This is a genomic window from Aquibium microcysteis, from assembly GCF_014495845.1.
Lineage (GTDB): Bacteria > Pseudomonadota > Alphaproteobacteria > Rhizobiales > Rhizobiaceae > Aquibium > Aquibium microcysteis.
In genome coordinates this window covers 879525-904941 of the sequence record NZ_CP061080.1, presented here as the reverse complement: position 1 = coordinate 904941, position 25417 = coordinate 879525, and the positions used below count along the sequence as shown (strand labels likewise).

Sequence of the window (25417 nt, the reverse complement as noted above, 5' to 3'; positions counted from 1 at the left end):
GTCCCTCGTTCCGGTCGCGTTGCCGGGACGAACTAGGCAACCTGTAGATGCCTACTGCGGCAGTTGTAAATCCCAATTGAGACGTATCCAAGGATTTTATTCCTACCACCGCCCCCGTCCCCCCGCTAGCGACGGGAGAACCAACTCAGGCAAACCGCCACGATGCCGGCGATCAGCGTGCCCCCACTGATCACTGCACCGAAGAGGATGCACGCCTCATGCGGCGTCATGGCTTACCTCCACAGATCCTCCATTCACACCTCAGACTTCCACACCACACGCCACTAGGAAGCGGCGCTGGTCGAATTTGGGGTTGGTCTTGGTCAGTTCCCCGGCGAGGTCGCAGGCGAGATCGTAGACGGTCCCGTGCTCCCCCTCATTGTCGGCCCGCTGCGCGGCCCGATTGATGGCCGCAGCGATCAGTTCGAAATCCTTCCGGGTCATGCTGCCCTCCTCCGGGCCTGGATGCTCTTCTTGGGAATTATGAAGGGCTCCGGGCGCTCCCACGGCTGGCAGAGGGCAGCGGCCTCGGCTCGGCTGTAGAAGACCCGCGCCGGGTGGCTTCGGGTGTGGTAGCTGCGCTCGACGCGGGTGCCGTGGGTCACCGAGACGAACCGCTCGGTGGCCTTGCTGCGGATGATCCAAGCTTGGCTCATGCTGCCCTCCTCGTGTTTGCGGCGCTGGCGCAGTGCGGGTCCCAATAGTCCTCTTCCTCCTCCTCCTCGGGCTCCTCCTCGAAGACCCCGCCGTAGTAGTCGGCGACTTGGTCCATGAAGTCCTCCCGGCTGACCCCGAAGGCTTGGAGGATGTTGGCCGCGATGTCGGGGTACTGCTTGATCATCCCCTCCAGGTCGTCGCCGGGGTAGCGCCTGTCGGAGGCGGCCGGCGGCGAGAAGCTCCGCCACTTCGACCGGCCCGTGAAGTTGTCGTAGTCCTGCTCGTTCGGGTCCCGAGCGATCACCAATCGCCCCCAATCGGCGGCCACGAGGGTGTCCCGCAGGCCGATCAGGAAGCGCACGTCGAGGTGCTCCCAGCGGGTGTGCTGGTCGAAGTATCCGACCGAGATGTTCGTGCACTCGGGCACAAGCTCGCGGTACTCGTTGGTGTCGGTGTAGACCCCGCGTCTGTCGATCCCGAAGCGGCCCCCGAGGATGCCCGCGAGGGACTTGGCGAACTCGTCGGAAGCGCCCTTCCCGCCGGCCTGATGGGTGATGATGCTCTCGTAACCGAAGCGGTCGAAGGCGATGGCGGCGTTGATCCCGGCGAAGAATGCCGGGTCCTTGGCGAGCCAGCTCGACCCGACACAGCCCTCCTCCTCCGCGTGGTGGATCACGTAGAGGCCCTCGACGCCCGCCTTGACCATCTCGGTCATGAGCCAGACGCCGGCCGTGCAGTCGGCCCCGAGGCAGTTGGACGCGCCCTTCTTGGCGTCCCGCGTCAGGGCCAGCATGGTGCCGTCGAAGTGGACCTTCTGGCGGCCTTCGCGGATGTGGACGGTGTCCATGTGCGAGGACCAGAGGATCGACGGACTGTCCCCGATCCGCAGGACGAGGTTCTGCCCTCTGTCCCGCTCGAAGCCCAGCGGCATGAGGAAACGTTCCGCGAACTCGGTCTCGGTAAGGGAACCGGCCGGCCGCATATAGGTGTGCATGTCGATGATGGTCCGCTCGTCGGACGTGCGGCGTCTGCGCTGCGCCATGTGGGCAACCTCCTGATGGTCAGTGGTGTGGGAGACGGTGGGTACGGGCGACTCTCAGGCCGCCAGCGGGAGGGGCTCCGCAGCGGGAGCCTCGTCGAGGGCTGCGAGCAGGCCCATGCAGGCCAGCCGCAGCGACGGGAGGATGCGGTCAATTCCCGCGCATGACCGGACGTGGGCGACCCCATACTCCCGCAGGAGTGAGAGAGCCTGTTCCCTCGCCGCGCGGGGATCGTGGGCGTAAGCGTCGCTGCCGTAGCAGGCCGTGAACTGAGCCTTGAAGGCCCCCCAACCGGCGGGCTCCGGGGCGGCCAGGAAGTCGTCTGCGGTCAACGCCAGCTTGTCGTCGAAGGTGAGCTGGTCCGGGTGCTCGTCACGGCCCTTCTGGGTCATGAACAGGGCATCCGCGCGGGCGTCGTCGAGGTTGTCGGAAGCGACCATCCGGCCGTCCCCGACGTCCTCCAGCTCGTCCTGCGGGTAGTTCTCCCCGTCGTAGGCGCAGACCCCGCCGTGCCGGGTGAACCATGCGGAAGACCACGTCTCCCCGTTGGCCATCTCTACCCGAGCGACCCGGTCCGAGTAGTAAAGCTCCGATCCCTCGCAGAGGTACGCGAGGCCCCGCTCGACCGCCTCTAGGCTGATGTCTAAGCCTCCTGCGGAGTCGACGAAGTTTTCGTCCCGATGGTAGGCGCGGGTGAGGTCGCAGAAGGTGTAGTTGCGCCGCAGACAGTCGCCGCAGATGTCCCGCTCAGTGCTCTCGACGTAGTGGATATCGTCTTCGCCCACACGCCCCCCGCACTCGTCGCAGGAGTAGCGGGCCTGCGGGTGCTCGACGCTGGTCCCGTTGGTCTGGCGCAGGCAGATGGGGCCGTCGTCCGTCAGGCGCAGGTAGCGCCCGTCGTCCTCCGCCCCGTCGTGGGTGTCGCAGTAGGGGACAGTGAAGAAGTCCCCGTCCGCGTCGTAGAAGCGCCGGATGCGGGCCCCCTCGAAGTCGCATTCGCTGCCAGCCTTCCAGCCCGCCAGGCCGAGCGCCAGCTCCAGCCGGTGATAGTCCCCGTACCACTTCGGGTAGTAGAGCTTCTTCTCGGGCCACACGAGGCACCGTGCGGCAGCGGAGTTTCGCTCCCCGATGTACGCAATGCCGAGGTCCGGGCCGGCATAGACACGCGCCGGGTGGCAGCCGCCCCCCCAATCGCCAGACCCGAAGTGCATACAGGAGCCGTTGTAGCGGCCACGGTAGACAGCCTCGATCTCGTCGGCGTCCTGCGTCACGTGGAGTTCCGGCGGCATCGTGGCGGCCTGCCAAGCGATGCCCAGGCGCTGGATGTCATCCTCGGACAGGATGTCCGCGAAGTACTTCCGGAGGTAGCGACCGGGCTTGATCGGCGTCTCGATATCGGCCGCCCGCTTGGCCGGCGACTGGTAGTAGGCAAGGTTGCCCGGAACTGCCTTCGAGGGGCGCGGAAGGTGCTCGATCCAGCGCAGCCAGTGCTTGTTCCAGAAGTCCTCACCGCGCCACGGATTGAGATCGTCATGGGCCACCGAGGCCCGCAGGAAGTATGGGCCGTCCCCGCCCGCAGCGGTCCGGGAGGTCATGATGTGGACATGGTTCGCCGGCGACCATTCACCGCGAACGGCGGCCCGCAGAACCTCTTCCGCGGCGGCGTCCCTAGCGTAGGCCACGTCGGGGCAGAAACCGCCCGTGGAGTACCCGGTGACTCGCACATAGGTGACGTCACCCGAGCCACGAACCACGTCCAGCCCCTCCGTGGGCGCCGTCATGGTGACGCCGGGGGCGATCTCGATGATGCCCTTGGGGAGCCCGCTCGGCGTCCCTGTGGTCGCGTTACCGGGACGTTCGATCTGCAAAGTTTCGTCGGTCATGTCAGCCTCCTAGAGCCACTCGACGTGGCGGCCGGTACGAGTGTCGATCAGTCGGGCGGTCCAGCCCCGCTCTACGAAACCCGTGTCCGGGTCCCGCTTGGTGTCCATGGTGATGGCCGCGTCGATGGTTGCGCGGCGGCCACACAGCGCGGCGACGGCCTTCGCGGAGGCGGTCTGCGGCGACAGGAAAAGGGAACGGTCTGCGAAGTGCATGGGGCTGTCTCCCGTGCTCGTTTATGTCCCGTTACCGGGACGTTTCAGATGGCGAAAAACAGCAGGACGACCGCCTGAGCGATCATCATGCCAATCCCGAACTTGACGACCGGGTGCATGGGCTCGATGCCGAGATCGGCCATGATCCGCTCGCGCTCCCGCTTGCGGGCCGCCTTCCGGCGCTCGATTTCGGCGATGCGGGCATCCTCGCGGGCTTCCCTTGCGACCGCATAGGGCGACCGTGCGATGGGGTATGTGGCTTGACGTTGCATGTGCAGCGTTCCTTTGTTCGACAACAAATTAAGTAACCGGCCGGGCCTTCCGCCGAGCCGGAAACTAAATCTGTCGTATTTAGTAGTTTGCTTGTTTCTGTCCGGACTAGGCAACGTGCTGTTTACCTATCATCCCGGCGGAACTCTGTTATGCGATTGTATGTCGCTTCACTTGAACCGGGCTATGCATGGCTTCTAACCATGCTTGCGGCGCTTTGCATAACCGATGCCTTACTTGCTTACCTATGGCAGGAATGAACTTAATCAAACCAGAGGAGTGAACCTCATGCGCCATTACTTCCGCAAATCTCCCGTGCATCGGGGTACGCCTAGGGTTTGGTAAGATGACCGGCATATACGATCCGTTCCCGGTCTATCGCTGTCTCCGCCTCTCCGGTTCCCGTGGCGCTTCCCAGCGTGACGGTCCGGCTCATAAGGCAGGCTCTAGGTACTATGCAGCGGGCCATTTAGGTCAGGCCAGACCATGTGAGGCTATGCGGGAAGCCCCTGCCCGAAGGTCGTTTTCGTCTGTCTGTCTTCCTTCGTTTCGTTCGGTGTGACTGGATAATGTCCCGTAACAGGGATGGTTGCAAGCGAAAAATGTGAGGAAGGCGAACTTTTTTATAAGTCGTTGTATTTGTTGCCTATAAAAATGCCCGGAAGGGCTTGGATGGGTCTCGATTAAGCCGCGATAGGGCCGCGATAGGCGAACATATCGGCCCTGTAACGCGGCGGATATGCCGTGCCGATCGGCAGGGATTGCGGGTAGGTGCCTCTCCCCGGGGCGCGATGGGTTGGCCGGATGGTGGCCGGATGGTGGCCGGATGGGCTGGAGTGTGATGTTACAACATGACAAGCAGGTATGAACACATGCAGACTTGCGCATACGACGACGACAACAGATCGACATATGCGCATAGGTGCATGTGTCTGGGCTCCTCCAGGTCACGCTAGGCGGCCGATAGGCGCACCGTCCGGCCACGCGGGATATGACATCCTGCGGGAAGCCTTGCGGCGCATGGCCTAGGGCGTGGCTTGTGCCCGGAAGCGTGCCCGATGGGCGCGATGGGAGGGATAACCGTGCGCTGCCCGCGCGACAAGGACCGCGCGTGAGTACCATAACCGCGCCTGGGCGGGCCCGCGCTCGTGCCATTACCGCGCCCGCACGGGGGGTACGCGCGTGCTGCAATGTTCGAGTTCGGTGGCTCGGATTTTTCCGCCAGAAAGGCCCATCAGGTGCCCTCTCGGATCACCTCTCGGAGCCCTTATGCGGCACCCATAGGGTAGGTGGTAGGGGGTGGGAGGGGGAGTACGTCGGTGGTGGGGGAGCTTGGCTCGACCATCAGACCACCAGTAGGGCCACTATCGGCCACCATGAGGGGAACCACTAGGCCCCCTGAAACGGGTCACATTGGACATCCCGTGAGGTGCCCTATCGGGGCACATTGAACATCCCTTACGGGAAACGTAACGGGCCACCTTGAACATCCCGTAAGGGGCCCCGTTAGGGACCCCTTTAGGAGGTGGAGGAGACAGCCCAACAGGGGCCCCTATATACATGTAAAGGGGCCCCCATCCTAGGTGGTGGGGTAATGCCCCAGAGGGGCCTAGAAGGGTCTCCGAATGATGGAGCCCGGCGACGGAGCCCCTCCAATCACATGCTGGAGGAAGATCCTCAGCTCAGCGTCCAGAGCCTCCTGTCGAGCCTGCTGGGCCGCCTTCTCCGTGTCTCGGGCCATGGCCGAGGTCCAGTAGTGGACGGCAAGGGCCAGAGCGTCGATGCGGTCGTCCTTGGGGATCGATCCGCGGTCGCGGGTGATGCGGGTGAGCTGGTAGAGCAGCCGGAAGCGGTTCTGGTGCTCGGGAGGGAGGCCCTCGGTGGACCGGAAGTCCCGCTCGATCAGGGACCGATCCACGACCAGGCGGTGACCGTTCAGGACGGGTTCGAGGGTGTCGACGATGCGCTGCTCCTTCTGTCCCTTCGAGCGCTCCGTCTCGCTGATCTTGCAGGGGTAGATGCGGGCCATGACGGGGGCCAGGATGCGGTTGAACATGCCGTCGCCGAAGTTGGGCTCGACGATGACCTCCTTGACCCCGTACTGCTTCGCCTTGCTGGCGAGGGCCTCTAGGACGGTGTCCTCGTAGCCCCCACGGAAGCCGCCAGCGTCGAGCAGGAACAGGCGGCCGGCGAGGATCGCCACGATCGCGTAGCCCGTCTCGTCGCCACCACGGCCCGAGGGATCGATCGCCATCACGCAGCCGGTATATGCGCCCCAATTCTCCTTCGAGACCATGATGGGGCGGTAGTAGCGGTCCCCGTCGAAGCCCACGTTCGGGACATCGTTCAGGATGCAGCCGGCGTCGTTGCCCCACGCGATCTCGCGAGGTGCCCTCTCCCGGTCCACGTCCATGACGATGAGGTCGCGGAGCTTGAGCGGGTAGCGGTCGGCGTCGGCGAGCGAGGTGTCGAGCATGAACTGGAGGGCGAAGCCCGCCTGCCCGTACTCGGCCATCTTGTCGACCAGAGTGATCTCGGTGAAGCGCTCGCATACGGGCCCTGTAGCAAGCTCAGGACGGGCGTCGAGGTCTGTCCGGAGGTAGGAGGCCAGGCGCTCCCCGTAACGCGCTCTCTGGGCATCTGTAGGGTAACGAGCGGGGATGGTCCTGATCTCGTACCCACGCGCCGGCAGCTCGTTGTAGATCGACTGCTCGGTCTGGGGAGTGCCGAGGTAGATGATCTTCGAGGTGTCCAGCGGCTTGAGGATGGCCGAGAACTCCTTCGTCAGCTCCTTGAGCTTGTCGCGCATGGCCTGCGTGGCGGAGTTGTTGGCGACCTCGATATCGTCCGCCACGATCACGTCGGCGCGGGAGCCGGTGAGCTGGCCGGTGATGCCGACCGACTTCACGGAGGGCGACTGGTCAGGGCGGGCCGGGCCCACGTCGAAGGCGATCTTGGAGGACCGCTGGCCGTCGTTGGGGATCAGGTGCTTGAGGAACGGCACCTCGTGGATGAGGCGCAGGGTAAAGGTCGAGAAGTCGTCGGCGCGGAGCTTCGAGGCCGACACGACCATGATCTTGAGCTGGGGGTTCCTCAGGAGTAGCCAGCACACGTAGGCCGCCGTCACCCAGCTCTTGCCGATCCCTCGGAAGGCCATGATGACGAGCTTGTTGGGCCCCCCCTGGAGCCACTCTGCGAGCGCGTACTGCGACCGCGTCGGGGACGGGAGGTTGAGGAACTTCCAGATGAGGAAGAGGAACACCTTGAAGTCCGCGAACGGGTCCGTCTTGGTGCTCAAGTGGGTTGAGGAGGAAAGTGCCTTCTTTGTCACGGGAACGGGACAGGAGAGGCGCTGGGCGAGCGTTGAGGCCCCCGGAGGCGTCGACTACCGGGGAACCTCTAAGCGCGTCAGCGGGGCTCTATTGCAGGCTCTCGCCGAGCTTCTTCACCTGCTCGTTCGCGGCGTTGATGAGGTCGGCGAAGGCGCTGTCCGTGTCGCCGGTCTCGATGAGTGCCGTGATGTCGTTGTCCTTGAGGAACTTCACGATCACGGTCCAGTCCTTGGCTTCGCAAGCGCCGTCCTTGAGGCGGGTCAGCATGTCCTCGGCGAGGCGCTTATGGATTTCCTCAAGGATGGCTTGCGTGGCCTTATTGCTCTCGGCCATTAGAGGTCCTTCCTGAGCGTTTCACGGATTTTGGCGATGATCTGGACGGAGAGCCAGACAACGCCGAGGATGGGGGCTATGAGCGCGGCTGCGTCCGAGAAGGACTGGAGCCAGGGTAGCCAGATGGGGGACGTGACAGCCGAAGCCGCCACGCCCGCCGTGGTGTGGTCCACGTAGGTGTTTCCTGTACTGAGGGGTTGGGACACGGGCTGTACTCCGTGAGTTAGAGGGCTGCGGCCCAGCGCCAGAGGTCGTCGATCTGCTCCTCGGGGAGCGCGAAAGAGGCCCCGAGCGCGAGCACTAGGGGATGGGTTCGGCGGAACTCGGTCGCGTGCTTCCACTCGATCGTGCCAAGTGGGTCTTCGACGAGCTTGGCATCCACCAGCGGCTCGGCGATCCCGATGCTGGCGAGCGCGAGCCTGATCTGGCGGGCGGAGAGTGGCGGCATCTCCTCCCGGGTGGGCGGCGGGATATCCGCGACCTCGTAGGTCCGGTAGGCATAGCGGGTGTCCATGCGCCACTTGTCGTGGCCCAAGACGGACAGCCGCTGGGTGGCGGGATCGAACGCGGGGGGTGCGTCCTTCACGAGAATGCCGTACCCATGGTCGATAAGTTCTTCGGCCGTGAGCAGCCGGGAGGTTCCGGGGGTGTCCCCGATGCGCCACCCAGGGTGTCCGGACAGCGTCCAGCCCTCCCCGAGCGTGCGGAGGAATTGCATGTTTTATCCTTGATGTTCGAGATCAGAAGATCGAGACGGCGGCGAGATTGATGCCCCCTCCGCTCGTGCCCCAACGCACCCCGAAGGTGTGGCTGGGGGAGCCTGAGGTCTTTGTCGAGGCTGCTGTGAAGTTCCGGTTGGTTTCGACGCGGTGTTGGGCGTTCATGTCGAGACCGGTCCACACGGGTGTGGCGGTACTCCAGCCGATACCGGCGGCGATGACGACTCCGCCTTCCTCGACGGGGATGCTGAACTGAGCGGTGCCGGCGAAGTCTGGGCTCTCAACAATCGCGTGCTCGCCCTGCGAACCGAACACGCTCCAGACCGCAACGCCGAGCATTAGGGAGTGCTGGCCGGAGGAGAAGCTGTAGGTCAGGGTTCCGCTAGATACCGCCGGGACAAACTTGTAGATGTCGGTCCACCATTCCCCATTGGCGTTGGCTCCCCGGGCGACCCTTGAGCCGGTCGCGCCGCCGGCCGTAACCACGACGTCCGTGGGCGACGGGCCAGGGGTGCGGGCTCCAGAGAAGGCTGCGTAGACGACCCGGTCCTCCGGAGCCCCGAAGCTCACGCTAGAAAAGCTGAACGAGCGCGAGTCGGCCCCGGTCATCGTTGAGTAGGCGAGCGTCTGGGTTGCGGGGGAAGCCACCGAAATGAGCGGCTTCCAGATGCCGGCGTCTCTCACCGAGACCGCAGCGGGCTTCCAGAGGCCGGCGTCTCGTGCGAACGCCTTCCCGGCAGGTTTCCAAAGTCCGCCGTCCTTGGCGAAGATCGGCATGGCCTAGACCTTGAACCAGACGTCCCCGTCAACGCCCCCCGAAGGGTCGCTCGCGGAGATCGTCAGGACCCTGTTCGCCATCGATCCGATAGCGTTCAGCTTCGCCTTGTCGGCGGCCGACATGAACCCGGAAGCTCCCGTCGTGGCGTCGGCATGGGCGTGCGAGGAAGCCGCCTTCCCGTCCAGCGCCGCTTGGAGACCGGTCACGTCGCCGATGACGTGGGCGTGCGTAGCTGCCGCCTTGCCGTCGAGTGTCGTCTGGAGGTTGGTCACCTGCGCGATCGTGTGCGTGTGGGACGCAGCGGCCTTGCCGTCGAGCGTCGTCTGGAGGCTGGTCACCTGCGCGATGGTGTGCGTGTGCGTCACCGCCGCGTACAAGGTGTCGAAGTAGCTCTTGAGGGTCGCCTTGAGGGTCGCCCACGTCGCCCGCTTGCGCTTGTTCGTGTCTTGGCTGTCGGCGAGGATGAAGTTGTCGGCGTCGATTGGCGTCTTCGCAGGGGCCGCCGCGATTGCCGGACCGATGTCGCCAGCCGCTGCCGCCGCCGCGTCTACGGCCGACTGCGCCGCTTCCGCCGCCTTGGTCGTGGCCGTTCCCGCCGCCGTCTCTGCCCCCGTACGCGCCGTCTGGGCACCAGTCTGAGCGGCCTCTGCGGCCCCTCTGGCGGTCTCGGCTCCGGTGCGGGCCGTCTGTGCCGCCGCCCTGTCAGCGCCCGTCTGTGCCCGATCCAGGCCCGTCTGGACCCTATCGGCTGCGGCGTTGGAGGCGCTCGTGCTGGCCGCCCCGGCGGAGGTGGAAGCTGCCGATGCGGCGCTCTGGGTGGCAGTCCGGTCGAGGCCCGTCTGGACCCGATCCGCTGCGGTTGCGATGGCGTCCGCTGCGGTGCCGGCGGCGAGGTCCTCTACGGCGTCCCGGTCGGCGGCGACTGCTGCCCGATCGAGCCCCGTCTGGGTCCTGTCGGCGGCCACGGCCTGCGCGATGGCCTCAGATATGCCCTGTGCGGCCTCTGCGGCGTCCTGGGCGGCCTGTGAGCCTGCGAGGGCCTGCTCGGCCAGCGTGCGCTCTTCTACCGCTGCACGGGCCTTCTCCTCGGCGAAATAGAGCGCCTGGGTCGTCAGCTCGTTGAAGTTCGCCGCCGGGAGCGGCTTGTTGTCGAGGAGGGTGTGGAGGCCCGTCGAGGGGGTGTCGCGCCTGCGATCCACGGCAGCGCCCGCAGAGGGGGCCGGCACGATGCGGATCATTCCGGGGTTCACCCAAGTATGGGCCCGCAGGACGCCGTCGACGTAGACCTTAACATGCTCCCTCCGCAGGTACGGGAAGGGCACAGAGAAATCGGTCGTGGACCCGTCACCGGGCACGATATTGGGCTCGTAGGCCATCTAATCCTTTCGTGTGTTGATGGAGTGGGGAGCCCCCGGAAGGGCCCCCTAAGTGGTGTGGTTAGTTGCTTGGCGGACGCTTCTCGCGGTCTTGGATCATCATCGAGAACAGGGCCGTCACGGGCATGAAGTTGCCGAGAGGCATGAGGGCCCGCCGGGCGGTGTCCAACTCGGACTGAGCCATCGGACGCCCTTCCACGAAGCTACCGACGACCCCCTTCGAGGTTCGCGCCAGCTCCGAGATGTGGCCGCCTGTCGGAGACCCGAAGAGAGCATCTGTCGGGCTCCCGGAGGACCGAGCGCTGCCGAACTGCGGCTCCCACGGGGTGAACAGCAAGGCGCTATCCACGAGCATGGGAACGATCGAGGACGTGGCCGTGCGGGCCGCGCCGTTCTTGATCAGGTTCGCCGGGTCGGTGATCTCGCCCAGGAACTTCTCGCGGTCCTCCTCGGTGGCCCAATGGGAGCCGCCCTGCCGCACCACGTAGGTTGCCACGCCGGCCGCCAGCTCGCCCATCAGGAGGACCATCATTCGCGGGTCCATGTGGTGGATCGAGTAGAGCGTCGACTTGGCCCACGCGCCGAGCACGAAGGACCGGAACTGCGTGAAGAGCTGGACGACCGGGCTGGACATCCAGCGGTGGAGACCACCGATGTCGTTCTGCTGCACGAGGCGGTTTGTGTACCGCTCCAGCGTGTGGGAGAATTTGGTGACCACGGCAGGGTCCCACTTGTTGGTCCCGAGGGAGACCAGACGCTTGCCGTTACGGGTCTCCGCGTGGGTCAGGAGATTCCGGAACAGGTCCTTCATTTCCTGCTCCCCGAGACCGATCGACGCCAGCCGGGCCTTGTTCTTGCCCCGGAGCTTCGAGAAGTCGAAGTCGTAGTGGTCGTAGACCTCGTCGATCTCCTGCACCACGTCGTTGCGTGGCGGTTGCTTCGTCAGCGTGAAGACCGGCTCCGTCTTCGAGTTGCTGTCGAGGTAGCCGTCCTTCGGGCGGATGGTTGCCGCCTTCGACTTCGCGAACTTGTACCCCCGCTTCTCCATCGACTTGTAGACGCGAGCAGCCAGCGGGCTGACCTCGGTGTCACTCGCGAACTTGAGGCCGTTAGCGAGGGCATACTCTATCGCGAGGTCGTACATCTTGGAGCCGATGCCCTGCCCCCGGAGGCGCTCGTCTGCGGTCGACCACATGACGCTGAGCGTGTCGCCCTTGACCTTGAGGTTGATCGACGCCGGGCCGCCGCTGTCGTCCTTGAGGAAGACGCCCACCTCGCCGTCGCTCCACTTCTGCACGCGGAACTCGGTGCCCTTGTAGGCGACCGGAGCCTCCTGGCCTGCTGCCGGTTTCGTGGACACCGAGATAAGGTGTTTAACGGAACTGGAGAGTGGGAATGCAACGAAGGAAGTTCAGCCGCGAGTTCAAGCTCGAGGCGGTTAGGCTGGTGAGGGATCGGGGCGTTGCTGTTGCCCAGGCTGCCCGCGATCTGGATCTCCATGAGAATGTGTTGCGCAAATGGGTGCGCGAGCTGTCGACCGATCCGCAGCATGCCTTTCCCGGCCATGGGCAGATGAAGCCGGAGCAGCAGGAGATTGACCGGCTGCGCAAGGAAGTGGCGAAGCTGAAGGCGGAGCGCGACATCCTAAAAAAGGCCGCAGCCTACTTCGCGAGGGAAGTGACATGAGGTTCGCTTTCATCGCGAAGCACCGGAACGTCTGGCCGGTGGCATGGCTGTGCGAGGCGCTGGATGTCTCCCGCTCGGGCTTCCATGCCTGGCTCAAACGCAGCCCCAGCGCTCGCGCTCGGGACGATGAGGTTCTCATCTCCCGGATCGACCGCAGCTTCAAGAACAGCGACCGCACCTATGGCGCCCGGCGGGTCTGGCGCGACGTTCTGGCCGAGGGTCTTTCCTGTGGCCTTCATCGTGTCGAGCGGCTCATGCGGGAGAACGGGTTGCGTGCCCGGCCGCGGCGCCGTGGGTTGCCAAAGGACACCGGCGAGCGAGCAACAGTGTCCGGCAACCTCCTCGACCGCGCCTTCGAAGCGTCGGCGCCGAACCAGAAGTGGGTAGCCGACTTCACCTACATCTGGACCGCCAAAGGATGGCTCTACGTTGCCGCCGTCGTCGACCTCTTCTCTCGGCGCGTCGTCGGCTGGGCGATGAAGGCGGAGATGACGGCGCAGCTCGTCACAGACGCCCTCATCATGGCGATCTGGCGCCGAGGCAAGCCGGACAGCCTGCTGCACCACTCCGACCAGGGATCGCAATACACCAGCGAGCAGTTCCAGCGCCTGATGGCCGACCACGGCATCACGTGTTCGATGAGCCGGTCGGGTAACGTCTGGGACAATGCTGCGATGGAAAGCTTCTTCTCGTCGCTGAAAACCGAGCGCACGGCACGCAAGGTCTACAGGACGAGAGATGACGCCAGGGCCGACGTGTTCGACTACATCGAGCGCTTCTACAACCCTCGGCGACGGCACTCGACACTGGGATACCTGAGCCCCGTCGAGTTCGAGGAACAAGCTATGTTAGCTTAACCTCGTGTCCGAAAAACCGGCAGCAGGCCAGTACGCCTCCAGAGGCCCGAAGGTCTCCCGTGCGGTCTCAGGCTCGATCGCCAGCGGGATGCCGTACGTGTTGCGCAGGTGCGCCGCCCACTCGCTCTCGTCGAAGATCGTTCGCGAGGCGGTCGAGGAGGTTCGCCGCGTCGTCGGGGTGGATGCGGAACCACTCTCCGTGGGCCCGGTGGCCGGGGCTCGCTGCTCGAAAACGTCGCTCGGCGAGACAAGCGTCGGGGAACCATCGGTGATAGTGCAGAACGAAGTCCCGGTGAGGGCTGCTTGTTTGATATGTTCGCAGCCGAGCAGCGACACTACTTGATCTGCCAACCTTGCAGTAACCCGGCCAAGCGCGGTTCGTGATGACATAGACATAGCCTGCTCCTTTGTTGCGGCGAAACTCTTTAGTGGGTGTCTTTCCAGGTGATCCCGTCGTCGGCGTTTCCGGCGAGTGGGCACTTGAACTCAAGGTCTTCTCCTGCTTTGCGGATCGCGTCTTCGGCGATGCGCTTGACGAGCGGGACATGCTCGGGGAGCACGTCGATCTGCCACTCGTCGTGGACGTTGGCGCAGAACTCGTAGTCCTGTCCGGGGACCAGCCCGGCCGCCTGTAGGTCATCGTCCAGGATGACCAGAGCGACCTTCATGATGATCGCGCCGGCAGACTGGAGGAGGGTATTGAGGGCTGCGTGGGCCTTGCGGACTTTCAGCTTGCCGCCGTCGAGGCCGAACAGGAAGCCGCGCCCGGAGGCCCGCTTCTTGACCAGCTTGACCAGCTTGCCGAGCGCCGGAAGGTTCTCAAGGAACGCCTTGCGGGATTTGGTCCCCGCCGCCTTCCCCTGCCCGAGTATCGCCCCGAGCTTCCAGTCCCCTGCCCCGTAGATGAAGGCGTAGAACCAGACCTTGGCGATGTCGCGCCCGGACATGGTCTTGCCGTCGATGACGTACGCCTTGGTCGGGTCGAGCCCGAGCGCCTTGGCGTTGACGGTGTGCATGTCCGTCCCGAGGGATTTCTTACCCCGCAGGATGGTCTCGATGTACGCCCCGCCGTCGAACCGGGCCATGTAGCCGCCGAGGCAGCGCAGCTCCAGCGCGTCGGCATCGCAGCCAACCAGCCGGAACCCCGGAGAGGCCCGGAACAGCGCCCGACACTCGGCCCCGTAGCCGCCCTCGTAGCCCCACAGGACGTTGCCGTCGTCATCGACCTTGACCTTGGGGACCTGGGCGATGTTGGGGTTGGAGTGCGTCATGCGTCGGGTGACCGCCCCGAGGGTGATCACGCCGCCGAAGATGCGCCCGTTGCGCTCCTTCTTGAGCCACGACTGCTTGCCCTCGGCGATCTGTCCGATGCGCTTCTGGACCGTCAGGTACTCGGTGAGGAGCTTGGCTTCCGGCCACGGGAGCTGCGAGAGGGTCGTTTCGTCGACCTTCGGCTCGCCCTTCTCCGTGAACTCGATCGGTACCCAGCCGAACAGCTTCTTGAGCCGGTCAGCGATATGGTGGCGGGAGCCGGGGTTGAAGTCGACGACCTTGACCTTGGAGAAGGTCGCCCCTTCCTCGTAGTGCTCCAGCACGTAGAGGGGGACGGGGTTGCCTTCCTTGTCGACCTTGATCTTGCCGTTCTTGTACCGCTCCCACCCGATCGGGGGCAGGTCCTTGCGCTTGACGCGGCGGCTCTTGGTGACCTCGCCCTGCCCGCCCGAGGCGTGCCAAGGGGCGAAGGTGGCCCGGAGCTGCTTCTCCAGCCGCTCGCGCTCGGCGATGAGCTGGACGTAGAGCTTCTCGGCCCCTTCCCGGTCGAAGGCGAAGCCCCAGACCTCTTGCCGCGCCACGATCTGCGCAACGCGCATTTCGAGGTAGACGGAGCGGTCGGAGAACGGCGCGGCCTCCTCCTTCCAGAGCTTCCAGAGCTTGTCGAACAGGAGGAAGTTCACGCGAACGTCCTGCTCGCAATACTCCTGCATGTCCGGGTTCCACGCGGCCCAGGGGTCCTTGCCCTGCGCCTTCATGATCGCGGAGTAGTCGCCCTTCCACTCTCCCAGGCGGCACCCGAAGGCTTCGAGGCCGTAGGAGCCGACGAGGTGCTTCGGGAGCTTCCCGCGCTTCACCAGCGTGGGGTCCTGCGTCTTCTTGATCTCGGGCCAGATGAGCCGCGAGAGGACGAGGGTGTCGAGGAGGGCCGCCCGAGGCTTGAACCACGGGAAGACCTTCTGGAGCGCCGGCACGTCGAACTTGATGATGTTGTGGCCGATCAGCTCGTCGGCCTCGTAGAGCATCCGGAGACCCTCTGCGATGCTGATGAGGGCCACGTCCGGGTCCAGAGAGGCGTAGTCGGGGTGGTCGGTGGCCGAGTAGAGCTTGCCGGCGGCAACGTCCTTGATGACCAGTGAGTGGACCTTGGTGAGCTGGTCCAGGAGCCCGTCAGTCTCGATGTCGAAGACTAGACGGATCAGGTCAGGCCCCCGTCCAGAACGCGAAACGACCTCCGGAGGGAGGCCGCTCGCTTGTTGATGCTCTGGCGGATGAGGGCCGCCTTGACGCCCCGGTCCCGGTGGGGGAGAGCGCCAAGGTCTTGGTCGGCCTCGCGCTGGGCGCGGAGCAGGCTAGAAGGGAAGGTCGTCTTCCCCGGAGAAGTTCTCGCTGTCATCGTTCTCCTCGAATGGGTTCTTGTCGAGTTCGAGGAGGCGGCCCGTCTCACCGTCGTAGCGGTAGAAGACGCACTGCCCCACCGCTGCCCCGACTGGTCGATGTTTGAGGATGCGGACGGTCGTCACGCACCGGAGGTTCGGGTTCTCGTGTTGCTGGTCGCGTTCGAGGCCGATCATCGTGAAGCACCAGAAGCCGATCGCTCGGGACCCCTTGAAGTGCCTGATCATCACCCGTCCGCCCTCTTCGTGGGGCGTGCCGTCCGGCGTCGAAAGGTGCGATACCATGTGGATGGTGATGTTCAGCTCCTGCACGAGAGCGCCCATCTCGGACATGATCCGCTCCAGCCCCGTTCGCTCGTCATCCTCGGCGGCGGCGAGCGCCGTGAGGTGGTCGAGGTAGAAGAGCCGGACCCCCTCGGCATGTGCGAGGTGGCGGATCGTGGTCTTGATGATGTCCCAATCGGTGGCCCCGAAGCTGTCGTAGAGGAACAGCCTGTGGTGCTCGATCTCCTCGATCGCCTCGCGCAGCTCTGACGGGGTCCACAGGGGGTTGTCCGGGTCCCGGTTGGGGACGTGGAACTGCTTCCCCGCGTGGGTGCTGGCGAGGCGCTTGACGGTCTCGTGCGGGCGCTGCTCCAGAAGGAAGACAGCGACCGGCTCGTTGAGGATCGTCAGGTCGTAGTGGATTTGCTTCGCGAGGAACTCGGTCTTGCCGACACCCGTGCCGGCCCCTATGGCGATGATCTCGCCGAGCCGCCGACCGTACAGCTCGTAGCTCAGGGTATCCCCGAACCACGGCAGGCCCATTTCCGTGGGCGTCAGCGCCTCTTCCTTCACGTCGCTGATCGTGACGACGCCGTCCGGTCGGAACGACTTGGCCCCGAAGATGGCGTCGACGATCTTGGACCCCTCGCCCGCCACCAGCGCCTCGTTGGCGTCCTTGTGGCCGTCGATCCGCGCGATCTTGCAGCGCCCCGGAGGGAACAGCATGGCGCACTTCTCGGCGGCCTCTCGGCCCGGCTTGTCGTCGTCGAACATGAGGACGACTTCCTCGAACAAGAGGAGCCACTGGAGCTGGTCGCGGAGGCACTTGTGGGCACCCTGCGCCCCGTTCTTCACGGAGACGACGGGCCACTTGTGGCTCTGCACCTGCGAGACCGACAGGGCGTCGATCTCTCCCTCGGTGATGACGACCCTTCGGCCGCCATCGCGCCACAGCCATTGCCCGTAGAGGCCGGCTTGCTTGGGCTCCCCGAGGAACTTGAAGTCCTTGTTCTTGAACCGGAGCTTCTGGGCGACGACTGCGCCGCCAGAGGGCTCCCGATAGTTCGCAACCTGCACGCCGTTGCCGTTGAACTCGGAGGCGGTATACCCCCACTTCGCGCAGGTTTCCTCGGTCAGTCCTCGCTTAGGGAACGCTTGCGGGGAGCCGACCGGGATCAATCCGGTCACTCGTTTGTAGTCCTTCCGCTCTGTGCTGGGGGGTTGCCCGTCGCCGGGCTCGTAGTGCTCGCAGCCGAAGCAATAGCCGTGGCCGTCAGTGTACCGTGCGAGGTTGTCGGCCGAGCCACACTCGGGGCATGGCTCGTGTCCGACGAACTCGCTGTCAGTCTCGTGGCGCACGCTTCCAGTAGTGGAGGACCGTGAGGCTCACGAGGATCGTCCACGCGAGGTTGATGAAGGCCCCGAAGACCTCCATCAGGACACCAGCTCGGCGATTTTCGAGGCGACGCGCTGGGCGCGGACGTTCTCCTCATGGGCGGCGGTCTCGCGTGCCGTCAGGCGGTCTACGGCGCGGCGGTGGCGGATTTCCGCCTTCGAGTGCGCGACGCGGGTCTTGCCGATCCGCTTGGTCTGGATCGCCTGCACCTTGTCGAGGTCCTTGAGGGCCTTGGTGATGCCCTTGAGGGCGCTGTCGGTGGTCGGCGCGATGCCCATGAGGGCGCGGATGATGGCGATGATGCTGCTCATGTGTCGTGTCTCCTGGGTGGTGGGGTTAGATGCGGAAGTGGTCGTAGAGCTTGAGGTACTCGGCGCGGAGCTTGGGCAGGAGTTCGCGCTTGGCTTGCTCCTCGAACTGCCGGCCGACCATCTCGAACAGGTGGGGGGTTTCCTTGGGGGAGAGGCGGCTCACCTCCCACTCGGGAATGCGGTAGTGCATCTCGTAGCGGTCGAGGGCCCAGCGGACGGAGTACGTCTTCATCATCTCGGCCGGGTCCAGCGTCGCCTTGGATGCGAAGGTGCCGAGCGATACCGGGATGCGAACCTGCGAGTAGTACTCCTTCTCCATCCCATCCATCCGCTCGGCCATCTGCTGGTTGCGCTCGCGGTACTCGTGGATGGTGACGAGGAGGTCGAAGACGCGCTCCTCATGAAGCCGTACCATCTCCCAGACGTCCTCCTGCGTGAAGCGGGGGACGTAGCGGTCGATGAGGGCCGTCAGGTTGGCGCGGGTCTTCGCGACCAGCCCGTCCGGGGTCTTCTTGATGTCAGCCATTTGCGGTGATGCCCTGGAACTGCTGGGCCTGGGTGGCGGCCGGCGACACCCACCGATAGCGGGCGTACCGCTGGCCGGTGCTGTCCATCCGCATCTCGCGGACGATCCGGTGGCCGTCCTGCCGCAGCTCGGAGATGCGCTTCGGGAGGTCGCGGCAGCGCCACAGGGCGGCGGCCTCGATCCCGGACACGTCGTTCCCGGCCTTGAGGTGGTCCAGGACGAGCTGCTTCATGGTCTTGGAGGGGTGGACGCGGTTGGCCGCGATGACGTTCTTGGTGCTCACGTTTGTTCCTTTCTAGGACGGCCATGGCCGAGGCCCCGTTAGGGACCCCGGCGCGGGCCTGTGATGGTGTTGTTCAGGAGGTCTTCCGGCCGGCCCGCTCGATGGCGGCCCAGCGCTTGGAACAGGTCGGCTCGTCGAGCCACGCCTGCGGAACCGACTTGTCGGCGAACGGGAACCCGTACTGGACGCACCACATGCCGTAGGTGGTCTTCGACCCCTTGGAGAGTCGGGCGTTCGAGTTCGAGAAGACGAACCGGATGTCGAGGTCGGGGTGCTCGGTCTTGATGGCCTTGTGCTTCTGCCGGTCGTCGGTCGTGAAGCGGCCCTTGGTCTCGACCCAGATGCCGTTGGGAAGCGGGAAGTCGGTTGTGTAGGAGCGGGTCTTGATGGGCGGCGTATAGTACGCCTTCGCGCCCTCGAAGGTGACGTGGATGCCCTTCGCTGCCAGCTCCTCGGCAATGCGTTCTTCGAGGCCCGAGCGGTAGCCGTTAGCCACCGCCCGCTGCCTCGTTGTCGGCTTCTTAGGCAAGAGCCTTAGAAGTCGGTGTCGTCGCCGTCGTCGTCGGCATCGTCCGAGGAGCCGCCCTCGCCGATGTCGCCGTCTTCCAGGTCGTCGCTGTCGAAGCCTTCCTGAGCCTCGAAGCCGTAGGAGGCGGCGGTGCGCTCACCCTTGGAGACCAGCTCGATGACCTGGACCGCGTTCAGGCGGCGCATGACGCCGTAGGAGCCGGTGCCGACCACGAAGTACGGGGAGAACTCGGCGTTGATGATCGCGACCGATCCGCCCCAGATTTCGATGCCCTTCTTGAGCGGCTTGCCCTTGGCGTCGAACAGGGCCGGCTTGGCCGTCCACTTCGAGCCATCCTTCTTGCGGGTGCCGGACGCCTTCATCTTGAAGCGCATCTCGACCTTGCCCGTGTCCTCCTCGGTGTCCTCGTCATAGACGATCGAGTAGGGCTGGTCGGCGGCGATGCCCCCGCTCTTGGCCTCGATCTGCTTGCGGGTCTTGATCGGCAGCTCGGCGAACTTCTCCTCGGCCTGCTTGCGCGAGACTTCGAGCATGGCGTCGAGCTTCGCGAGGAACTTCTGGACCAGCGTCTCCCGGGTGTCGAAGACGGCTCGCGTGTTGTAGCTCCCGTCCGGGTCGGGGAACTTGTCGGTGCCGGTGTCGACCTTGTCGAGCTTCGGCCACTTGAGGACCGTGCGGGGCGTGAACATGGTCACTGCGTCGGGGTTCTTCTTGCCTTTTGCCATTGTTGGCTCCTTGTCAGGTGTTGGGTGTCAGTCGCGGGGCGGGTACTTGGCTTCCAAGGCGTCGACGTCGTAGCCGAGGCTCAGGAGCCGGGTGTGGAGGTCCACCGGCAGGGGCAGGCCCTTGCGCCAGTGGTGGATTGCGTGGGCGAGGTGGTGGTTCATGGAATTTTGTCCTGATACCGGGACGATTTATCCGAGCAAATCGCCGATGACGAAGAGGGCTATCAGGGCCAGAGAAGCCCAGAAGCCAGTGAGGGCGACTTTGTCGGGCCCACTCACAGCTCGTTCTCCACGTAGAGGCCGAGCGTGCGGAAGCCGTGATTGTCCCGGTGCTTCGTGGCGACCATGTTCGTGGCCGCCCGGAACGCCTCTGCCGGCTCCACGCCGACGCACCTGCAGAACGCGAGGTAGGCCGCTCCAAGCCCGAGGACTTGCACCTCCGGGCGTCCGTCTTGCACCCGGTCGATGACTTGGATGGCGGCCTGAGCGACGGCGTCCGGGTTGGCGTTGTTCATCTTGTCGAGGTCGAACTTCATGCCCGCGCCTCCTTCGCCCTGCGCAGCATCGGCTTGCGGGTGACCGCGCCCACCGAGGCGAGCGTGTCCACCACGACGTTGCGGAGGAAGAGTCGCTGCTTGCGCGTCAGCTCGTGGCGGACGAAGGTGACGCCGTCGACGATGATGTCGTCGTGGGCAGCGCCGTAGCGCATGACGATCTTGGGTCTATCCATGTTGAAAAACTCCGTGAGGTCCTGAGTGGTGGGGTATTGTCCCGGTAACGCGACGCTCTAGGCAAAAAAATATGCACTGCGCAGCACGGCGGAGAGGTCAAGACCTCCGACCATCGGGCTGGACGGCACGCGATCTGCCAGATGCGCGGGGACGACCTCCTCCTTGAACTTGTCCAGCGTGTCGGCCGGCTCGTACATTTCGAGGAAGGTCTGACGGATGGCCTGCGCGAGCGCGGGCGCGTGGTGGGCGGTGGTGCCGTAGCTGTCGTGGATCATGGCGAACTTCGTGATCCCCCGGCCGTGCGCCTTGGCGACCGTGAGGATCAGCGCGGCGGCGTCGAGAGAGTGCACGAAGTTCGGGGCGATCCCGTTCACCTGTCGGCGGCGGTCGAGAACGTCGGGGTTCTCGTTGTTGAGGCGCGGCGCGAACCGCGACCCGAGGAGCGTCGTGTCGATACGCTGCGAGGTCAGCTCAGGGTACGCCTGAACGACGACGAAGCCGCTCGGCGCGGTCCACTGGATGGGGAGCCCCTCCTTGGTAACCACGCGGGCCACGTCCTGGAGCCACCCCATCGCCAGCCGGGCGGACAGGACGACCTCCCCGATTGCCTCCCAGACGCGGGCGGCAAGCCACTGCACGGCGGCCGGCAGCTCGTCCCCGAAGGGATTGTCCTGCCCTGAGAGGATGCGAGCCTCGACAGCCTCCTGCACGTACTGGAAGCACGACCGCTGGGTGCCGCCGTACGGGAGCACCATGACGGGCCGCTTGGTCAGCTTCCGGTCTATGCCGAAGGCCCCCCACTGGTTCGCCAGAGCCCACTCGTTGCGGTCCTCCTCGGTGGCATATCCGGCGTCCGTGCGATGCTCAGACATGGCGATATGGTGGAGGTTGTCCATCACCCTATCGGCCACCTCCTTGTAGATGTCCTGTGGCTTCTCGCTCGGGACGAGGTTAACCGCCGCACCGGCCACCGGGTCGCGCAGCATCGCCGAGTAGTGCTGGAGCCCGTTGCAGGACCCGTCCATGGCGATCGGGATGCGGGTGCGGAAACCCTCCCCGGTGATCTTGGCCTGCGTCCATGCGAGGTACTCGAAGCACCACGCAAGGAAGACGAACGGGCTGTCCGCCTCGGCCCACCAGAGGTAGTCGAGCGGAGACTGCGCGGCCTGCATGATGTGCGCGGCGTTGTCGTAGGTCCACTCGATGCGCTCGATGAACGACACCTTGTCGACCCCAAACGAGTTGGCACCATGGATCAGGAACCACTCATCCTGCTCGGGGTAGGTGAGCGGGTCCCCCTCGGCGAACTGGAGGAGCCCCTTCGCGAGGTCACTGCCCTGCGGGTTGAGCACCTGGGGGACAGCGTAGGCCCTCCCCCGGAAGTCGAGCTGGTGGGGGAAGTAGATGGCCGGGTACTTCGCGAACTCCTCGGCGATGCCGACCGCCTTGAGCGAGAGGAGCCGCTTCGACACGATGGTCCGGTTGAAGCGGTAGATCGGGGCCGCAGCCTTCCGCCACGCCAGCCGCGCCTCCTCATTGGTGTCGATGTCGGCAGGCTTGGAGGGGATCGGCCGGTCGCTCATCGGGGGCAGGCCCGCGACCTCGCTTCCGGTGCCCATGAGGGCCTTGGCGACCTCCAGCACGCGATCGTTGACCGCCCACGCCGTCCGCTGAACGACATTCACCTGCTCCATGACGAACGACAGGTCCGCCTTCTTGAGCGCGTCCCGGTGCGCCTTGTGGCGGGTCTTCACGAGCGGGAGCGGGTGGACGAAGGTGTTCGTCAGGTAGCCGCCCGCCGAGAGCCCCGTCCAGTCCTTTGGGGGGACCACGCAGGGGAGGAACTCCGGGGCCATCAGCTCGAACTGCGTGTCCAGGGAAGCGAGCCAGTCACGGAACCTCTGGGTGGGTTCGATGGTGGTCTCGACGCGCTTCTTGCGGGAGTTGGTGTGGACCTCGAACAGGCCCGACGACTGGCAGACCAGCTCGATCAGCTTGAGGCCGACGAGCAGCCGGTCGCGGTCGGTCCAGCAGTCCCAATTGTCCCCGTGCTCGGCCAGCATCCGCATGAGCGTCTTGCGGCGGTGCTCCAGATGGTCGGTCTGGCCGTCGAGCCACTTCGTGGTGCCCTTGTAGTTCTTCGCGTCGTGCTTCGAGAAGGCGTCGAGGCGCTGCTCCATCTCGACCGTGGAGCCGATCCGGACCGCGAGGCGGGTCACGTTCTGGGCTTGAGCGATCCCGTCGAGCAGGAGCTTGGCCGCGATAAAGGCCAGCGCCTCCGCCTCGATCCCGGCGAAGAAGCGGGCGGCGGTGTGGCGGCGGCCGGCACGCTGGGCCCCGGCGTCGTCACGGAACTTGAGGATCGCCGACGTGGTCGGGACGATCACCGCGTCCAGCACGAGCTGCATGGAGCGGTTGTTGGTGGCCTGTCCGGCCTGTCGGGTTTCGAGCGCCTGTCGGCGGAACCTCTCGATGCCGAGGGACGCCATTCGCGCCTCCAGCTCGGCCTGCACTTCCATCATGTCGGACACTTCTCACCTCGTGTTGGTCACAGGTTTGGGCACAGCTCGAAAAAAGCGTGCCTTTGGGGGTTCTGGTCACAGAAATCTTGTCGCGTTACCGGGACATTCTGTTTGGACGAAAAAACCCCACCGGTCGGCAGGGCTCAAAGGCTTGTGCTGTATGGGTTTGTGGTGCGGGTGGTCGGACTCGAACCGACAACGGGACAAAGCCCGACAGGAACCTAAATCCTGCGTGTCTACCAGTTCCACCACACCCGCTTCGGAAGCGTTCCGCCTCCCAAAGCGGGGCGTTCTATATCACCGCACATGCCGGCTTCAAAGGGAAAACGCCCGAGAATTGAGGCTTTTTTCGCGCGCGCGAGGCGATTTCCGGCGTCCTTCCGGCGCCATCGGCGCCCCGGCAGGGGCGGAGCCGGCGGCGGATCAGTAAGGCGCCTCCTCGAACAGTCTCTGCTGACCGTCGAAAAACGCCTTGATCTGCGCCTGGCCGTCTTCGGCGACGGCCACCAGCATGCGGAACGGGCGCACCGACAGGTCGCGCTCGATCGGCTTCCCCTGCCCTTCCGGCAGATAGAAGCGCTCGATGCCGTAGGTCACCCGCACGGTCCGCGCGCCGGCGGGATCGCCGTCGATGCGGCCGGCGATCTCGACCGTGCCGGCGTCGCCGACGGCGGCCGGCGCCCCGTCCGGACGCGCGCCGACGGCCTGCCACAGGCCGTCCTGGCCGGGGGCGAGCCGGACCAGGATGCGGGCGTCCTGCGCCGGCAGGGCGTCCGGGTCGGCAAACAGCGACCGGTCGAGGGTCGAGATGGAGTAGCCGAGCCGGACGTAGTCGCCGCGCAGCAGGTCGCGCGGATCGACCGGCTCGACGTTCAGCAGCACCTCGCGCCCGTCGCGCAGGATCGACGCGCGGCCTTCGACGAGCGCCAGGAGGAAGCCGATCTGCAGCGCGGCGACGAGGAGCGCGGCGCCGACCACCCGGAAACCGGACGTCATGGAGTCTTCTCCTGTGCTTGTGAGGAAATCCTGAAGCGGCGCTCGAAGCGCAGGACGACGAAGGCCATGACGGCCAGAAGCAGGCCGGACGCCAGCAGGAAGCCTGCCGTGCCGAGCATGGTGCCGATGGTCAGGACGTAGACGAGGCAGAGTTCGACGCCGAAGCCGAGATAGGCGAGCCATCGCACGGCACGGTCGTCGCCGCGCGACAGCACCAGCGCGCCGATGCTCGCGGCAAACGACAGGAGCGCGACGACCGCGAGCCCGGCGCCGTCGCCGAAGGTCAGATGCAGGAGCACCATGGCGAGCCCGAAGGCCAGCATGGCGTGGACCGGCACGCCTTCCATCCCGAAGACCCGCCCGGCCTCCGCCCCGAGACGGATCGCCACCACGAAGAGCGTGGCTGAACCCGCCGCCAGGAGGGCCGGCGCGAAGAGCGCGTCGTCCCCGACGAACGCGAGAACCACGTAGGACGAGAGCGACAGGAGGATGAGGTGTCGCGACAGCGCGGACCGTGTCCACAGCGACAGCACCCACAGCGCAGCGAGGATCGGCAGGGACACCACCGGCGCAGCCCCGCCGCGCCAGAAGTCGAACCCTTCGCTCCACATCCAGGCGGTGGCGAGCGCGACGGCCGCCGCCGTCAGCACCGAAGAACGCAGCAGCACGGCGGACAGCGCCGACGCGCCGCACCACACCAGCAGCGCCTGCGCTTCGTCGCCCGACAGGTGGTACATCTGCCCGACGAGCGCCATGCCGGCGCCGAAGGCGGCGATGCCGACGAGATGGCCGGCCTCGGCGAGCCGGGCCTGCCCGCGCAGTCTGGCAACTGCCCCGAAGCCATAGCCGAGGAGGATGAGGAGCAGGATCAGGCCGACCCTGACGAGGCGCGGCATGGCCTCCCAGTTGGCGGCCACGAAGAGCAGGATCGCGGCACCGAACAGGAGCGCGGCGAAGGCCGCGAGCACGGATGCGAAGCCGAAGCGGCTGCCGGCCCGCGCCTCGACGTCAGCATGGAGGCGCCCCGCGGTCGCAGCATCGATCAATCCGGCCGCCAGCCAGCCGTCGATTTCCTTCTTCAGGCGCGCCCGGTGGTTCGCCATCTCCGCTCCTCGTCCTCTCCGCCACCCATCAACCGGTGAAGGCTCGATCCTACATGACGGCTCGCCGCTTTGCGAATCAACGGCTTGGGCAGGGGTCCACACCTCCGGGCCGCCCTTCAAACCGATTGATGTTGCAATGCACAATTCGCATCGCTGCTATGCAACAAACGCGCTTCAAAACGCCGAGGGGCAGTCATATCTTCGGATCACACAAGAGA

Annotated in this window: 27 protein-coding genes and 1 tRNA gene; 1 reads left to right on the top strand and 27 read right to left on the bottom strand. The window is 65.4% G+C overall.

Annotation, left to right across the window (positions count from 1 at the left end):
• Positions 1–261: 261 nt before the first annotated feature.
• The 12 genes from IAI54_RS04095 to IAI54_RS04035 form a co-directional block, all read right to left on the bottom strand.
• Positions 262–444: a hypothetical protein gene (locus IAI54_RS04095; protein WP_187971144.1), complete on the bottom strand. Its 183-nt coding sequence runs from the start codon at positions 442–444 to the stop codon at positions 262–264.
• Entirely contained in the window at positions 441–656 is a 216-nt protein-coding gene (locus IAI54_RS04090; protein ID WP_187971143.1) for a hypothetical protein, read from the bottom strand. The genes IAI54_RS04095 and IAI54_RS04090 overlap by 4 nt, the downstream gene beginning before the upstream one ends.
• On the bottom strand, positions 653–1699 hold the full coding sequence (locus IAI54_RS04085) for a zinc-binding metallopeptidase family protein (protein ID WP_187971142.1): 1047 nt from the start codon (positions 1697–1699) through the stop codon (positions 653–655). The genes IAI54_RS04090 and IAI54_RS04085 overlap by 4 nt, the downstream gene beginning before the upstream one ends.
• Before the next feature lie 54 nt (positions 1700–1753).
• The gene (locus IAI54_RS04080; protein ID WP_187971141.1) at positions 1754–3580 is read right to left on the bottom strand and encodes a hypothetical protein; all 1827 of its coding nucleotides are present in this window, start codon (positions 3578–3580) and stop codon (positions 1754–1756) included.
• Positions 3581–3589: 9 nt separating this feature from the next.
• Positions 3590–3793, bottom strand: coding sequence for a hypothetical protein (locus IAI54_RS04075; RefSeq protein ID WP_187971140.1), 204 nt, complete (start codon positions 3791–3793; stop codon positions 3590–3592).
• Between the two features lie 44 nt (positions 3794–3837).
• The gene (locus IAI54_RS04070; protein ID WP_187971139.1) at positions 3838–4065 is read right to left on the bottom strand and encodes a hypothetical protein; all 228 of its coding nucleotides are present in this window, start codon (positions 4063–4065) and stop codon (positions 3838–3840) included.
• Positions 4066–5672: 1607 nt separating this feature from the next.
• Positions 5673–7361 (bottom strand): phage terminase large subunit, encoded by a 1689-nt coding sequence (gene terL, locus IAI54_RS04065; protein WP_187971138.1) that lies wholly within the window; start codon positions 7359–7361, stop codon positions 5673–5675.
• Positions 7362–7482: 121 nt separating this feature from the next.
• Positions 7483–7728 carry a hypothetical protein gene (locus IAI54_RS04060; protein ID WP_187971137.1) on the bottom strand — a complete coding sequence of 82 codons (246 nt, stop codon included), beginning with the start codon at positions 7726–7728 and terminating at the stop codon, positions 7483–7485.
• 223 nt (positions 7729–7951) lie between these two features.
• On the bottom strand, positions 7952–8446 hold the full coding sequence (locus tag IAI54_RS04050) for a hypothetical protein (RefSeq protein ID WP_187971135.1): 495 nt from the start codon (positions 8444–8446) through the stop codon (positions 7952–7954).
• Between the two features lie 22 nt (positions 8447–8468).
• The gene (locus IAI54_RS04045) at positions 8469–9224 is read right to left on the bottom strand and encodes a hypothetical protein (protein WP_187971134.1); all 756 of its coding nucleotides are present in this window, start codon (positions 9222–9224) and stop codon (positions 8469–8471) included.
• A 3-nt stretch (positions 9225–9227) separates the two neighbouring features.
• Positions 9228–10601: a phage tail fiber domain-containing protein gene (locus IAI54_RS04040; RefSeq protein ID WP_187971133.1), complete on the bottom strand. Its 1374-nt coding sequence runs from the start codon at positions 10599–10601 to the stop codon at positions 9228–9230.
• A 61-nt stretch (positions 10602–10662) separates the two neighbouring features.
• Positions 10663–11961, bottom strand: a complete 1299-nt coding sequence (locus IAI54_RS04035; RefSeq protein ID WP_187971132.1) for a GNAT family protein — start codon at positions 11959–11961, stop codon at positions 10663–10665.
• Between the two features lie 35 nt (positions 11962–11996).
• On the opposite strand from IAI54_RS04035, the gene IAI54_RS04030 reads away from it, so the two are divergent.
• Positions 11997–13144 (top strand): IS3 family transposase gene (locus tag IAI54_RS04030; protein WP_187971131.1). Its coding sequence is split into 2 segments (ribosomal slippage): positions 11997–12246 and positions 12246–13144, totalling 1149 coding nucleotides; the frame shifts between segments, so codons are not numbered across the junction.
• A gap of 67 nt (positions 13145–13211) precedes the next feature.
• Here the strand turns inward: IAI54_RS04030 and IAI54_RS29240 are convergent.
• The 15 genes from IAI54_RS29240 to IAI54_RS03960 all read right to left on the bottom strand — a co-directional run bounded on the left by IAI54_RS29240 (position 13212) and on the right by IAI54_RS03960 (position 25199).
• Positions 13212–13634, bottom strand: coding sequence for a GIY-YIG nuclease family protein (locus tag IAI54_RS29240; RefSeq protein WP_187971130.1), 423 nt, complete (start codon positions 13632–13634; stop codon positions 13212–13214).
• On the bottom strand, positions 13570–15474 hold the full coding sequence (locus IAI54_RS04020; protein ID WP_210321205.1) for a DNA polymerase: 1905 nt from the start codon (positions 15472–15474) through the stop codon (positions 13570–13572). The genes IAI54_RS29240 and IAI54_RS04020 overlap by 65 nt, the downstream gene beginning before the upstream one ends.
• 294 nt (positions 15475–15768) lie before the next feature.
• Complete coding sequence (locus IAI54_RS04015) at positions 15769–17436, bottom strand: DnaB-like helicase C-terminal domain-containing protein (RefSeq protein ID WP_187971129.1); 1668 nt, start codon at positions 17434–17436, stop codon at positions 15769–15771.
• Between the two features lie 75 nt (positions 17437–17511).
• Positions 17512–17784, bottom strand: a complete 273-nt coding sequence (locus tag IAI54_RS04010; RefSeq protein ID WP_187971128.1) for a hypothetical protein — start codon at positions 17782–17784, stop codon at positions 17512–17514.
• 25 nt (positions 17785–17809) lie between these two features.
• Positions 17810–18310, bottom strand: a complete 501-nt coding sequence (locus tag IAI54_RS04005) for a hypothetical protein (RefSeq protein ID WP_187971127.1) — start codon at positions 18308–18310, stop codon at positions 17810–17812.
• Complete coding sequence (locus tag IAI54_RS04000; protein ID WP_187971126.1) at positions 18303–18593, bottom strand: helix-turn-helix domain-containing protein; 291 nt, start codon at positions 18591–18593, stop codon at positions 18303–18305. Before IAI54_RS04000 ends, IAI54_RS04005 begins: the two co-directional genes overlap by 8 nt.
• Positions 18594–18666: 73 nt before the next feature.
• The gene (locus IAI54_RS03995) at positions 18667–19089 is read right to left on the bottom strand and encodes a PDDEXK family nuclease (RefSeq protein WP_210321204.1); all 423 of its coding nucleotides are present in this window, start codon (positions 19087–19089) and stop codon (positions 18667–18669) included.
• 38 nt (positions 19090–19127) lie between these two features.
• Positions 19128–19847, bottom strand: a complete 720-nt coding sequence (locus IAI54_RS03990; protein ID WP_187971124.1) for a DUF2815 domain-containing protein — start codon at positions 19845–19847, stop codon at positions 19128–19130.
• Between the two features lie 27 nt (positions 19848–19874).
• Positions 19875–20009 (bottom strand): hypothetical protein, encoded by a 135-nt coding sequence (locus tag IAI54_RS29095; protein WP_275403600.1) that lies wholly within the window; start codon positions 20007–20009, stop codon positions 19875–19877.
• Positions 20010–20122: 113 nt separating this feature from the next.
• Positions 20123–20383, bottom strand: coding sequence for a hypothetical protein (locus tag IAI54_RS03985; protein ID WP_187971123.1), 261 nt, complete (start codon positions 20381–20383; stop codon positions 20123–20125).
• Positions 20380–20577: a hypothetical protein gene (locus tag IAI54_RS03980; protein ID WP_187971122.1), complete on the bottom strand. Its 198-nt coding sequence runs from the start codon at positions 20575–20577 to the stop codon at positions 20380–20382. The genes IAI54_RS03985 and IAI54_RS03980 overlap by 4 nt, the downstream gene beginning before the upstream one ends.
• Positions 20578–20634: 57 nt before the next feature.
• On the bottom strand, positions 20635–23100 hold the full coding sequence (locus IAI54_RS03975) for a DNA-directed RNA polymerase (protein WP_187971121.1): 2466 nt from the start codon (positions 23098–23100) through the stop codon (positions 20635–20637).
• 169 nt (positions 23101–23269) lie between these two features.
• Positions 23270–23358: transfer RNA gene (locus tag IAI54_RS03970), tRNA-Leu, on the bottom strand.
• A gap of 165 nt (positions 23359–23523) precedes the next feature.
• Positions 23524–24096 carry a GDYXXLXY domain-containing protein gene (locus tag IAI54_RS03965; RefSeq protein ID WP_187971120.1) on the bottom strand — a complete coding sequence of 191 codons (573 nt, stop codon included), beginning with the start codon at positions 24094–24096 and terminating at the stop codon, positions 23524–23526.
• Positions 24093–25199 (bottom strand): DUF2157 domain-containing protein, encoded by a 1107-nt coding sequence (locus IAI54_RS03960; protein WP_187971119.1) that lies wholly within the window; start codon positions 25197–25199, stop codon positions 24093–24095. The genes IAI54_RS03965 and IAI54_RS03960 overlap by 4 nt, the downstream gene beginning before the upstream one ends.
• Positions 25200–25417: the final 218 nt, after the last annotated feature.